Genomic DNA, 13006 nt, shown 5'->3' on the forward strand with positions numbered 1-13006 from the left:
GGGCGCCGCCGACATGCTGCGTGGCGACGCCCTGCGCCTGAGGACCATCGCCGCCGGTGGCGTGCTGATCCTCGTGTTCATCGCATCTGCCGCCTACGACGGCTGGCGCCTGCACCAGCAGATCACGCTCGCGAACGAACGCGAACTCGGCAACCTGGCGAAGGCCCTCAGCCAGGAGGCAGCCCGCAGCCTGGAGGCCGTCGACGTGTTGCTGCGCGACACGGCGGTCTGGTACGAGGGGCCGAGGGCGCGCCATGAGCCTGATGCCATCGCCGCCGCGCTGGCCAATCGCGCTGTGGGCGTCGGACAGGTGAGCGTGCTGAGCATCGTCGATGCCAGCGGCAGGCAGGTCGCGCGATCCCGGGCCACGGGCGAGCCGCTGGCCGACGTGTCGGATCGCCCCTATTTCATACGGCAGCGCGAGAGGGCGGTGTCGGGCCTGTTCATCAACGAACCGATCGTCACGCGAACGGAGCGGATACCGGCGCTGGTCCTGTCTCGCCGCCTGAGCGGGCCGTCCGGCGAGTTCGATGGCGTCGTGACCGCCATCGTCACGTTGCATCAGATCCAGGCTGCCTACAGCGCGCTCGAACTGGGCGATGCGAGCTCGCTGGTGCTGACCTTGCAGGACGGCACGTTGGTGGCCCGGCAGCCGCCGGCCCCCGCACTGGAAGGCAGCCTCAAATTCCCCGAACTGGCCGCCTTGAAGGGCGGGCAACTCGTCGACAGGAGCCAGAGCCCCATCGATGGCCGCACGAAGCTGGTCGTCGCGGTCGGCGTGGGCAGCCAGCCGCTGATCCTGGCCGTCACCCGGGACGAGGACGAGGCGCTGCGCCCCTGGTACGACGAGATGCACAGCGCCGTCATTCGGACCGTGGTGCTCACCTTGCTCGTGCTGCTGACGATTGCCGGCCTGCTGCGGCAGATGCGGCGCCTGGAGCGCGGCGACGCGGCATTGCGCGCCAGCGAAGAGCGCTACGCGATGGTCATGGAGGCGGCCAACGAGGGCCACGTGGAGTGGAACCTGAAGGACTCCACCGTGTACCCGTCGGAGCGCTGGTGCACGCTGCATGGCATCGAGCTGCCAGCCCGGCTGGCGTCGGCTAACGAACTCATGCGGCGGCTGACGCTGCACCCGGATGACGTTGCCGAGGTGCGCACGAGCGTCGAGGACCATCTGGCAGGCCGGACGCCATCCATCGAGATGGAGTACCGCGTGCGCACGCCTGGCGGCGAATGGCGCTGGATTCATGCCCGAGGGCGCCGGCTGGCGGATGCCGACGGCGTGCCGTTGCGCGTGTTCAGTTCGGCCATCGACGTGAGCGAACGCCGCCGTGCCGCGGAAGAGCGCGCGCAACTCGAGGCCCGGCTTCAGCAGACCCAGAAGCTCGAAGCGCTGGGCACGCTGGCTGGCGGCATCGCGCACGATTTCAACAACATCCTCGGCGCCATCCTCGGCTTCGGGGAAATGGCCCAGCACCGCGCGGACGAGGGCACGCCGATCCGGCGCTACATCGACCGCGTGATGCAGTCCGGCGCGCGGGCGCGGCTGCTCGTGAGGCGCATCCTGGACTTCAGCCGCAACAGCGTCGCCGAACGTGTCCCCGTGAACCTGCAGGGCGTGATGGACGAAGTGCTGGCGATGCTGCTGCCCTCGCTGCCCTCAACGGTCAGCGTCGAGGTGCATCTGGACGCGGGCACGGCGGCCGTGATCGGTGACGCGACGCAGCTGTACCAGGTGGCGATGAACCTGTGCACGAACGCCGTGCAGGCCATCGGCGACACCGGCACCGTCGAGGTCACGCTGGACCGGGTTGAGCTGATCGAGGGCCGGCCGCTGCGCCATGGCCACTTGCAGCCCGGGCCGCACTTGCGCCTGGCAATCGGCGACTCCGGCCCGGGCATCACGCCCGAGGTGCTGGCACGGATGTTCGATCCGTTCTTCACGACGAAGAAGGTGGGCGAGGGCACCGGGCTCGGGCTGTCCGTCGTCCACGGCATCGTCTCCGACCTGGGTGGCGGGATCGACGTGCGGGGTCGCGAGCCCCACGGCACCGTGGTCACGGTCTGGTTGCCCGTCGGTGGTGAGGTCGCTGCGCTGGCGCTCGCCGGCCCGGCGGACTGGCCGCTGGGCAATGGCCAGTCGGTGATGATCGTCGACGATGAACGCCCCCTGCTGGAACTGGCCGAGGAACTGCTGGCCAGCCTGGGCTACGAGCCCGTGGGGTACGACAGCAGCGAGGCGGCGCTGGCGGCCTTCGAGGCCGAGCCGGGCCGCTTCGATGCCGTGATCACCGACCTGGCCCTGCCCGGCATGCAAGGCGACGAATTTGCCGATCGCCTGCTGCAGCGCCGCCCGGGGCTGCCGGTCCTCTTGATGAGTGGCAACCTGGGCCCGGCCGTCGAGGAGCGGGTCTTGGCGCGCGGCGTCCGTGCGGTGTTGCACAAGCCGCTCGGCCTGCAGGAACTGGCCGCGACGCTGGCGACGATCCTCGCGCCTTCGCGGTGATCCATTGCAGCTGAAACCGCCGGCGCTTCATCCGCATCGGCGCGCACCATGCCGACATGTGCGCGCAACCGAGGGGGAAGAAAGTTCACTTCGCGATACGAACTCTTCAACCCCACTCAGGACGCAATGCCATGACCTCCACGAATGATTTGAAAGCCCGCCTCGGTGCCGCACTCCGTACCCCGACGGACATGAAGGCCGCTGCCACCCAGGACATCGCCGCGGCGATGAACGGCATCCTGGCCGACGTGTTCGCGCTGTACCTGAAGACCAAGAACTTCCACTGGCACATGAGCGGCCCGCACTTCCGCGACTACCACCTGATGCTCGACGAGCAGTCGGACCAGATCTTCGCGATGACCGACGTGATCGCCGAGCGCATCCGCAAGGTCGGCGGCACCACGTTGCGCTCGATTGGCCACATCGCGCGCACGCAGCGCATCCTCGACAACGACGCCGACTTCGTCGAGCCGTCGGACATGCTCGCTGAACTGTGCGAGGACAACCAGTCGCTGTCGACCCGGCTGCGCGCCGCTCACGTCGTCTGCGACGAGCACCTCGACATCGCGACGGCCAGCCTGATCGAGAACTGGCTCGACGAGACGGAGCGCCGCACGTGGTTCCTGTTCGAGTCGTTCCGGTCCGGCGACTCCGGCGGTCACTGAGCGCGCCTCGGTGCAGCCTAGCTCGGTCGATCAGCCCCGCCATCGCCCAGACCGCCGTCACCGGCGAAGCGGGCAAGAAAAAAGCACTTGGCGATTGCTCGCCAAGTGCTTGATCCGTTCTTAATTTTGGTGGGCCCTGAGTGACTCGAACACTCGACCTACGGATTAAGAGTCCGCTGCTCTACCAACTGAGCTAAGAGCCCTGATTCAGCCTGGGTGCCCCGAACTGAGCCAGTGATTGTAGCGTGGATTCTTTCGAATCACCGCCAGAAAACTGGTGGGATGTGCAGGATTCGAACCTGCGACCAACGGATTAAAAGTCCGCTGCTCTACCGACTGAGCTAACATCCCGCGTCAAGCAGAGCCTGCCATTATAGGCAGGTTTTTTTGAACTCGGCAAGAACTTTCTTGAGTTTCCGCCTCACCGCGTCGAGGCGGCCAGATGCAGCCGCTGCAATTCCGCCGCGGCGCACAGGCCGAAGGTCGCCGTGACGGTGACGCTGGAGCCGTAGCCGTGGCAGTTCAGGCTGCCATCGCCACTGCCAACCACTTCGCAGGCGTCGCCCTCACCTTGCTGAGGCAGGTGCACCGGTTCGCGCGAGTAGACGCAGGCGACGCCCAGCGTGCCCGTGCGCGGCGCCGCATGGTGCTTGCGCAGGCGCTGGCGCAGCGATGCGAGCAGCGGGTCGTGCGTGGTGGCGCTGAGGTCGTCGAGTTGCACGCGGTGCGGCTCGCGCTTGCCGCCAGCGGCGCCCACGGTGACGAAGGGCAGTTGCCGCTCGCGCGCCCAGGCGGCGAGCGTGGCCTTGGCACGGACCTGGTCGCAGCAGTCGATGAGCCCATCGAAATCGGCGCTGCCAATGAGCGCCGGCCAGTTGTCGGGCTCGACGAATTCCTCGATGACGTGCACGGCGCAGCCAGGGTGGATGTCGGCGATGCGCAGCCGCAGCGCCTCCGCCTTGGCCATGCCGACCGTCGAGCCCAAGGCCTGGATCTGGCGGTTGATATTGGATTCGGAGACTTGGTCCAGGTCGATGAGCGTCAGCGCCGCGACACCGCTGCGCGCCAGCGCTTCGACGGCCCAGGAGCCGACACCGCCCAGGCCCACGACCGCAAATCGCGCCGTGCGCAGGCGCTGGTAGGCCGCATCGCCGTGCAAGCGGCGCAGGCCGCCGAAGCGGCGCTCCAGATCCGCCGCTTCGAGCTGATCCTGCATCACTTCAGGCTGGCGAGGCGTTCTTTGCCGGCCTGGGCTGCTTCAGTGCCGGGATAGGCCTTGATGAGGTCTTCCAGGCTGCGGCGGGCCGACTTGTTGTCCTTCAGCTCGATCTGGCAGTTGGCCAGCGCGAGCAGGGCTTCACCGGCGCGCGGATGCTCGGGGTTGCCGGCGATGAAGGCCTTGAAGGTGGCGATGGCGTCCCTGTAGTCGCGCTTGCCGTACTGGGCGTTGCCGAGCCAGAAGCGCACCGAGTCGGTGTAGCCACTGGCCGTGTAGCGCTTCAGGAAGGCATTCAGCGCGGCCACCGCCTCGGCGAAGTCGCCACGGCGCACGAGGCCGATGGCGGCTTCGTACTGGCTGCGTTCATCGGGCGCGACCTGGAACTCCTTGCCATCCAGGCTGACCTTCTGCGGCTCCAGCGGCTTCAGCCGCGCATCGACCGACTGCGTCTGGTCGACCAGCTTGCGTTGCGTGTCGGCGAGGTCGCGGGCCAGTTGCTCGTTGGCGCCGCGCAGCTTGGCGATCTCGGTGCGCAGCGCGTCGATCTGGCTGTTCAGGTCCAGCATGCTGCGGCGCAACGGCTGGAGCTGATCCTGCACCAGCGAGTTGAGCTGCTCCGACCGCTGCTTGGCCGCATCCTCGTTGGCCTGCACCTTGCCGCGCAGTTCGAGGATGGCCTTGCGGGCTTCGTCATCCTCGAACAGGCCCGCACGGGCGGGCTGCGCGAACGCCGCTCCGACGGCCAGGACCGCGAGCGTCAAACGCAAACGGCGCATCACTTGTCCTTGAGCTCGACGCGGCGGTTCTTGGCCCAGGCTTCTTCACCACTGCCCTGCACGGCCGGGCGCTCCTTGCCGAAGCTGACGGCTTCGACCTGGTTGGCGCCGACGCCCAGCAGCGTCAGCGACTTGGCGACGGCTTCGGCACGGCGCTGGCCCAGGGCCAGGTTGTATTCGCGGCCGCCGCGCTCGTCGGTGTTGCCTTCCAGGCTCAGCGCTGCCTGCTTCTTCGCGTTCAGGCGCTTGGCATGCAGGTCGATCAGGCCGCGGTACTCCTCCTTGACGACGTCGCTGTCGAAGTCGAAGTAGATGACGCGCTTGTCCTGGACCTGCGTGGTCAGCTCCGAGAACAGGTCGACGGTGGCAACCTTGGAATCCGGCACGGGGGCAGCGTTGCCTTGCGGCTGGGCCGGTGCCGGCGCGGGCGTCGTCGAGATGTCCTTGACCGGCGCGGGATCGTCCAGCTTGACGGTGGAACCGCAACCCGCCAGGGCGGCAGCGGCAATCAGGGTGAGCGCATAGCGGGTCAGCTTCATTCGAGTGTTCTCCACAACAACAGACAGGGGGCGGGGTAAAGCGGCGCGCGGTTCAAACCGCGGGTTAACCATTGTCCAACATGAAATGAAACATCTGGTTACTAGCGAGTAAACGGACCCCAGGTGGGTTCGCGCACCTGCACCAGCGTCACCAGCAGCGGCGTCTTGATCTTGCCGTCGAGCGTGGTCGTCATCAGCACCTCCTTGCCGCCGGCGCGGGTGGCGTAGACGATGAGCTTGCCGTTGGGCGAGAACGCCGGGCTCTCGTCGTCGTTGCTTTCGCTGATCTGCTGGGCCTGACCGGTGGCGAGGTCCATCACGCTCAGGCGGAAGGCGCCGTTCATGCGGGTGATGTAGGCCAGCGTGCGGCCGTCGGGGCTGACGGCGGGGCTGATGTTGTAGCTGCCGCCGAACGTCACGCGTTCGGCCGTGCCGCCGGACGCCGGCATGCGGTAGACCTGCGGGCCGCCGCCGCGGTCGCTGACGAAGTAGATCTGCTTGCCGTCGGGCGAGTAGCAGGCCTCGGTGTCGATGGCGCCACTCTGCGTCAGGCGGCGCAGGCCGGAACCGTCGCGGTTGATGACGAACAGCTGGGTGCCGCCGTCGCGCGACAGGCTGAGCGCGAGTTGCTGGCCGTCCGGCGACCAGGCCGGTGCACTGTTGGTGCCCTTGAAGTCGGCCAGCACCCGGCGCTGGCCGGTCAGCACGTCCTGCACGCGCACGGTGGCCTTGCGGCTCTCGAACGTGACGTAGGCCAGCTCGCGGCCGTTGGGCGCCCAGGCCGGCGAGATGATGGGCTCGGGGCTGGTCAGCGCGACCTTGGCGCCCTCGCCGTCCGCGTCGGCCACGACGAGGCTGTAGCGCGGGCCCGCCTTGGTGACGTAGGCCATGCGCGTGGCGAACACACCGCGCTCGCCGGTGAGCTTTTCGTAGATGACGTCGGCGATGCGGTGCGCCGTCAGGCGCGCGTCTTCGGGCAGCACGGCCTGCGCCTGGCCGATGAGCTCGGCGCCCTTGACGACATCCCAGAGCTTGAAGCGGATGTCCAGCCGGCCATCCGCGAGGCGGGTCACGGAGCCTGCCGCCAGCGCATCCGCCTGACGGGCGCGCCAATCGGTCCAGGCGGGGCTGCCGGTTTCGTCCAGGCCACGCGGCGCATCGACGCTGCGGAACAGCCCGCTGCGTTCCAGGTCGGCACGGATGATGGCGGCGATGGGCTGCGGCGACCGGGTCTCGTCGCGGAAATCGACGATGGCCACTGGGATGCGGCTGCCGCCGACGCCAGCGATGTCGATGCGCAACTGCGCCAGCGCGGGGCCGGCAAAAGAACCGGCCAGGGAGCCGGCAGTCAGGGCGGCGAAGGCCGTGAGGCCCCGGCGACGGGAAACGGATTCGAGCATGGCCGGCGATTTTGCCGCAGGCGCACGAGTTGTAACGTCAGACAAGGCCGCATCCGGCCCGCGAGGCCTGAGGCGGCCTACAGCAGCACGATGTCGTAGTGCTCGGTCTGGTTGGTCGGCTCGGCGGTCAGCGAAATCGGTTTGCCGATGAAATCCGACAGACCGACCAGGTGGGCGTTCTCTTCATCCAGCAGCATCTCGATGACGTTGGCCGCCGCGACGATGCGGAACTCCCTGGGCGAGAACTGGCGCGCCTCGCGCAGGATTTCGCGCAGGATGTCGTAGCAGACCGAACGCGCCGTCTTGACCTGGCCGCGCCCCTCGCAGGTGGGGCAGGGTTCGCACAGCATGCGCGCCAGCGACTCGCGCGTGCGCTTGCGGGTCATCTCGACAAGGCCCAGCTGCGTGAAGCCGCCCAGCGTGACCTTGGTGCGGTCGCGCCCGAGCTGCTTCCTGAACTCGGCCAGCACCGCGGTCCTGTGCTCCTCGCGCGTCATGTCGATGAAGTCGACGATGATGATGCCGCCCAGGTTGCGCAGCCTGAGCTGGCGCGCGATGGCACCGGCCGCCTCCAGGTTGGTCTTGAAGATGGTGTCGTCGAAGTTCTTGGCGCCGACGAAGCCGCCGGTGTTGACGTCGATGGTCGTCATGGCCTCGGTCTGGTCGAACACCAGCGACCCGCCGGACTTCAGCTCCACCTTGCGCGCCAGCGCGCGGGCAATCTCGGCGTCGACGTTGCACAGGTCGAAGATGGGCCGCTCGCCGCGGTAGTGCTCCAGCTTGGTGGTCGCGGCCGGCATGAAGGTCTCGCCGAACTGGCGCAGCACGTCGTGCTGCATGCGCGAGTCGATGCGGATGGAGCCGGTGCGCTCGCTGGTCAGGTCGCGCAGCACGCGCTCGACGAGGCTGAGGTCCTGGTGCAGCAGGCTGGCCGGCGGCGTGTTCAGCGCCTTCTCGCGGATCTGCTGCCAGGTCTTGCGCAGGTAGGCGATGTCGTTGCCCAGTTCGTCATCCGAGGCGTCTTCGGCATTGGTGCGCAGGATGAAGCCGCCGCCGCCACCCTGCTCCTTTGCGCCCACCAGCGCCACCATGCGCGCACGCAGGGACTCGCGCGCCTCGGGCGAGCCGATCTTCTGGCTGATGCCGATGTGCTCGTCCTGCGGCAGGTAGACCAGCATGCGCCCGGCGATGCTGATCTGGCTGGACAGCCGGGCGCCCTTGGTGCCGATGGGGTCCTTGATGACCTGCACCGTCAGCGGCTGGCCCTCGAAGATCAGCCGCTCGATGGGCGTGGGCGGCGCGTCCGCGCTCTGGTGGCGGCCATGGCCGAACTGCGACGCGCTGTGCAGGTCGGCCACGTGCAGGAACGCCGCGCGCTCCAGGCCGATGTCGATGAAGGCCGACTGCATGCCCGGCAGCACGCGCACGACCTTGCCGAGATAGACGTTGCCCACGAGCCCGCGCTCCAGCGTGCGCTCGATGTGCAGCTCCTGCACGGAGCCGTTCTCGACGACCGCGACGCGCGTCTCCTGCGGGGACCAATTGATGAGGATGTCTTCCGTGGCCATGCCCGGAGTCTATGGCCGCCACCCGGGGCCTGCCCGAGGTGGCGCCAACCGGGTCACGCCAGGGCCTTGCGGCGGCGCGACAGCCAGCCGATCACGCCCACGCCGGCCAGCAGCATCGCGTAGGTGGACGGCTCCGGCACGGCGCCGACCTGCAGCACGTTCAGCCAGACCTGGTTGGCGTGGCTGTAGTCGATGGCGTACTCGAAGCCGTCGCCGAAACCGCTGGCCACGACGCTGCCGAAGGTGCCGCTCAGCGAGGCGCTGCTGGCCATCAGCAGGTAGGACTCGCCGTTGTTCAGCGCGCAGGCAAAGCAGCTCAGCGCCAGCGTGCTGCCGCCGATGGCGGCCGAGCCGCTGACCTGCAGCAGGTCGCTCAGCGACGCCGACGTGAGGCGGATGTCCAGCGTGCCGAGCGCGCCCTGCGACAGGTTGCCCAGCAGCGTCAGCGTGCCCGTGGCGGCCGTGGCACCGGGGGCGAGGTGGCCGTTGTTGGTCAGCGTGCCGTTGACCTGGATGTTGGCCACGCCCATCAGCGTGCCGGCGTTCGTGAAGTTGTCCGGCAGGCGCAGCGTGCCGGTCTGGGACTCGAGGGTGCCGAGGTTCTGCAGCGCGGTGTTGGACAGGTCGCTGGTGCCGGTCCCACCCGACTTCACGATGCGGCCGTTGTTGACCACGTCGCCGCCGCCGTAGATGCTGGCATCGTTGCCGAACTCGTAGCGGCCGTTGTTCGTCAGCGCGCCGCCGCCGTAGGCATAGAGGTTGTCGGTGGCCACCGTGCGGCCCGCCAGCGTCAGGCCCGCCGCGTACTTGTAGCCACCGGCCTCGATGGACAGCGCGCCGCCGTTGCTCTGCCATTGGCCGCTCATCGTGCCGTTCGAGAAGTGCGCACCGCCGGTCACGACGGCATTGTTGGCCGTGACCGTGCCGCCGGTCAGGTAGAGGTTGTTGGCCGTGGACAGCGCGCCGTTGACCGTGGCGCCGTTGGTGATCGCCACCTGGCCTGCCCCGGTGATGGCGCTGCCGCCCATGAAGACGGGGCCGCTGCTGAAGACGATGCGCCCCGTCTGCGCGTCGATGACGCCGCCCGCGTTGTTGGTGAACGCCGTGACGGTGACGTAGCTGTCGCCCGTGCCGCCCACCTTGGCCAGCGTGCCGTTGTTGACGATGCTGTTCGTGCCGCCGTTGGCATAGAGATTGGCGTCGTTGCCGAACTCGTAACGGCCGTTGTTGACCAGCGCGGTGCCGTCGCCCAGGTACAGGTTGTCGACCGCGCTCATCGTGCCGGCGTTGGTCAGCGTGCCGCCGACGTACTTGTAGCCACCGCCGATCACGTGCAGCGTGCTGCCGCTGGCCGTCTGCCAGGTGCCGGCCACCGTGCCGCTGGTCCAGTACACATCGCCGGCCGCGACGACGTTGTTGCCGGTCACCGTCCCGCCGCTGAGGTAGAGGTTGCCGGCCGTGGACAGCGCGCCGCTGAACGTGGCACCGTTGGTGATGACGACCTGGCCGGCGCCGGTGATGCGGCTGCCGTCGGCGAACGTGGCGCCGGTGTTGAAGAGGATGCGGCCGGTCTGCACGTCGACGACGCCGGTGGCGCCGTTGCTGAAGTTGGCGACGGAAACATAGCTGTCACCCGTGCCGCCCACCTTGGACAGCGTGCCGTTGTTGACGAAGCTGTTGCTGCCGCCATTGCTGAGAATGTTGACGTCGCTGGCCAGGCGGTAGCTGCCGTTGTTGACCAATGCGCTGCCGTCGTTGACGTAGACGTTGTCCACCGCGGTCATCGTGCCGGTGTTGGTCAGCGTGCCGGTCACGTACTTGTAGCCGCCAGCCTCCACGCTCAGCGTGCTGGCAGCCGTGTTCTGCCAGGTGCCGGACAGCGTGCCGCTGGTCCAGTGCACGTCGCCGGTCGCCACCACATTGCTCGCCGTGACCGTGCCGCCGCTGAGGTACAGGTTGCCGGCCGTGGACAGCGCGCCCGTGAACGTGGCGCCGTTGCTGATGATCACCTGGCCCGCGCCGGTGATGCTGCTGCCGGTGGCGAACGCCGCGCCGTTGTCGAAGATCAAGCGGCCGGTCTGCACGTCGATGACGCCGCCCGTGCTGTTGCTGAAGCCGCTGAGGCTGATGCGGCTGTCGCCCGAGCCGCCCACCTTGGCCAGCGTGCCGCTGTTGACGAAGCCCCCGATGCCGCCGCCGTCGTACAGCCCCGCGTCGGTGGTGAAGCGGTAACTGCCGGTGTTGACCAGCGTGCTGCCCCCGTTGATGTACAGGTTGTCGACGGCGGCCATGGTGCCGGCGTTGGTCAGCGTGCCGGTCACGTACTTGTAGCCGCCGCCATCCACGCGCAGCGTGCTGCCGGCGGCCGTCTGCCAGGTGCCGGCCAGCGTGCCGGCTGTCCAGGACACGTCGCCCGTCGCGACGACGTTGTTGGCCGTGAACGTGCCGCCCGCCAGGATCAGGTTGTTGGCCGTGGACAGCGCGCCGTTGAACGTGGCGCCATTCGTGACCAGCACCTGGCCCGCGCCCGTGATGGCGCTGCCGCTGGCGAACTGGCCGCCGTTGTCGAAGATGATGCGGCCGGCCTGCACGTCGATGACGCCCGTGCTGCCATTGCTGAAGCCGCTCAGGCTCACGCGGCTGTCGCCGGTGCCGCCCGCCTTGGTCAGCGTGCCGTTGTTGACGAAGTTGCCGGTGCCGCTGCCGTTGTACAGGTTGGCGTCGTTGTCGAACCGGTAATTGCCGTTGTTCGTCAGCGTCCTGCCATCGTTGATGTAGAGGTTGTCGGTGGCGGCCATCGTGCCGCCGTTGGCCACTGCGCCGTCGACGTACTTGTAGCCGCCGCCACTCACGTTGACCGTCGAGCCGGCCGCCGTCTGCCACGTGCCGGCGAGCGTACCGGCGGTCCACTGCAGCGTGCCGCTGGCGAAGTTGGCCGGCGTCCCGCCGCTGCCGGCCTGGGTGCCGCCGGCCAGCACCAGGCTGCCATCGGACGTGAAGCTGCCGGCAAAGCTCGCGCCGTTGGTGACCAGCACCTGGCCCGGCCCCGTGAAGCTGGTGCCCGCGTTGAACGCCGCGCCGCTGTTGAAGATGATGCGCCCGGTCTGCGCGTTGACCGTGCCGCCGTTGTTGACGAAGCCGCTGATGTTGACGTAGCTGTCGCCCGTGCCGCCGGTCTTGGCCAGCGTGCCGGTGTTGACGAACACGCCCGACACGCCGCTGTCGTACAGGCTGACATCTGCACCGAAGCGGAACGCGCCGGCGTTGGTCAGCGTGTTGCCCGGGGCGAAGTAGAGGTTGTCGGTTGCGTCGATGAGCGCGCCGGCCTGGTTGGACAGCGCCACGTCCAGATACTTGTAACCCCCGGGGCTGATGGTCAGCACATCACCGCTGAGCAGGGTCATCGAGCACGACGAGCCGCTGTAGTTGCCGCTGCTGAAGGAGCAGGCCGCGGCCGACGCCAGCTGCGGTGCAGCGGCCAGTGCCAGCGCGGCGGCGGCGCTCAGCGCGCGCAGGCGAAGCCCTGCCGGGTGACGACGACCGGCCGTGCGTGCCGGGGTGACAAGGTGAAAAGCTTGCATGACGTCTGCTCCAGAAGCGGAAAGCGGATGAACCCGCCACCACGACAGGTCCCTACTTCTGAACACGCAGCCACCCGGCCACAACCGCCACCCACCCACCCCCAGAACGCGGGGGATGGCTGTCGCAACGGGCACCTGTGCGCCGACCTTGCCGGAGATGGCCGGGCTGCTAGAGTGCTTCGCCATGGAAGCCCCGGTCACCTCCTTGCTGCACGATGCCGGCCGGGGCGATGCCGCTGCGGCCGAACGCGTGTTCGAGCTGCTGTACCGGGAGCTGCAGGGCCTGGCCCGCGCCCGGCTGGCCCGGGCGCCCCGCGTGACCGCCGCCGACACCGGCGCGCTGGTGCACGAGTGCTGGATGCGCATGCAGACGCTCGGCGGGCAGCACTTTGCCGACCGCACCCACTTCCTGGCCTATGCCGCGCGCGCGATGCGCTCCATCGTCACCGACATGGCGCGTCGCCACGCGGCCGAGCGCCGTGGCGGGGACGTCGAGCACCTCACGCTGGACACCTCGGCCGCGAATGCCGTGGCCGACGCGCCGGAAGACCTGCTCGCGCTGGACGACGCGCTGGAAGCGCTGACCCGGCTCGACGCCCGCGCCGCCCGTGTCGTCGAGATGCGCTTCTTCGCCGGCCTGGCCGAAGCCGAGATCGCCACGGCCCTGGCGGTGTCGCTGCGCACCGTGCAGCGCGACTGGGAACGCGCCCGCGCCTTCCTCACGCTGGCCCTCAAACACTGAGCATGGC

General features: G+C 68.6%; 9 protein-coding genes and 2 tRNA genes. 3 read left to right on the forward strand and 8 right to left on the reverse strand.

Annotation, left to right across the window (positions count from 1 at the left end):
• The first annotated feature begins 13 nt into the window (after positions 1-13).
• Together ACO07H_RS18915 and ACO07H_RS18920 are read left to right on the forward strand one after the other, a co-directional pair.
• On the forward strand, positions 14-2509 hold the full coding sequence (locus ACO07H_RS18915; RefSeq protein ID WP_422016974.1) for an ATP-binding protein: 2496 nt from the start codon (positions 14-16) through the stop codon (positions 2507-2509).
• A gap of 131 nt (positions 2510-2640) precedes the next feature.
• Positions 2641-3174, forward strand: coding sequence for a Dps family protein (locus tag ACO07H_RS18920; RefSeq protein WP_422016976.1), 534 nt, complete (start codon positions 2641-2643; stop codon positions 3172-3174).
• Positions 3175-3301: 127 nt separating this feature from the next.
• Here ACO07H_RS18920 and ACO07H_RS18925 read toward each other — a convergent pair.
• From ACO07H_RS18925 to ACO07H_RS18960, 8 genes are all read right to left on the reverse strand, one after another.
• A tRNA-Lys gene (locus ACO07H_RS18925) sits at positions 3302-3377 on the reverse strand.
• Between the two features lie 72 nt (positions 3378-3449).
• Positions 3450-3525: transfer RNA gene (locus ACO07H_RS18930), tRNA-Lys, on the reverse strand.
• 70 nt (positions 3526-3595) lie between these two features.
• Positions 3596-4390 carry a tRNA threonylcarbamoyladenosine dehydratase gene (locus ACO07H_RS18935; RefSeq protein WP_422016978.1) on the reverse strand — a complete coding sequence of 265 codons (795 nt, stop codon included), beginning with the start codon at positions 4388-4390 and terminating at the stop codon, positions 3596-3598.
• Complete coding sequence (ybgF, locus tag ACO07H_RS18940; protein WP_422016980.1) at positions 4390-5169, reverse strand: tol-pal system protein YbgF; 780 nt, start codon at positions 5167-5169, stop codon at positions 4390-4392. Before ybgF ends, ACO07H_RS18935 begins: the two co-directional genes overlap by 1 nt.
• Positions 5169-5708, reverse strand: coding sequence for a peptidoglycan-associated lipoprotein Pal (gene pal / locus ACO07H_RS18945; protein WP_422016982.1), 540 nt, complete (start codon positions 5706-5708; stop codon positions 5169-5171). The genes ybgF and pal overlap by 1 nt, the downstream gene beginning before the upstream one ends.
• A gap of 101 nt (positions 5709-5809) precedes the next feature.
• Complete coding sequence (gene tolB, locus ACO07H_RS18950; RefSeq protein ID WP_422016984.1) at positions 5810-7108, reverse strand: Tol-Pal system beta propeller repeat protein TolB; 1299 nt, start codon at positions 7106-7108, stop codon at positions 5810-5812.
• Between the two features lie 77 nt (positions 7109-7185).
• The gene (rng, locus tag ACO07H_RS18955; RefSeq protein WP_422016986.1) at positions 7186-8676 is read right to left on the reverse strand and encodes a ribonuclease G; all 1491 of its coding nucleotides are present in this window, start codon (positions 8674-8676) and stop codon (positions 7186-7188) included.
• Positions 8677-8729: 53 nt separating this feature from the next.
• On the reverse strand, positions 8730-12257 hold the full coding sequence (locus tag ACO07H_RS18960) for a PEP-CTERM sorting domain-containing protein (RefSeq protein ID WP_422016988.1): 3528 nt from the start codon (positions 12255-12257) through the stop codon (positions 8730-8732).
• Positions 12258-12441: 184 nt separating this feature from the next.
• Between ACO07H_RS18960 and ACO07H_RS18965 the strand changes: the two genes are divergently transcribed.
• Positions 12442-12999, forward strand: a complete 558-nt coding sequence (locus tag ACO07H_RS18965; protein WP_422016990.1) for an ECF-type sigma factor — start codon at positions 12442-12444, stop codon at positions 12997-12999.
• Positions 13000-13006: the final 7 nt, after the last annotated feature.

The organism is Roseateles sp., from assembly GCF_965229315.1.
GTDB lineage: Bacteria > Pseudomonadota > Gammaproteobacteria > Burkholderiales > Burkholderiaceae_C > Pelomonas.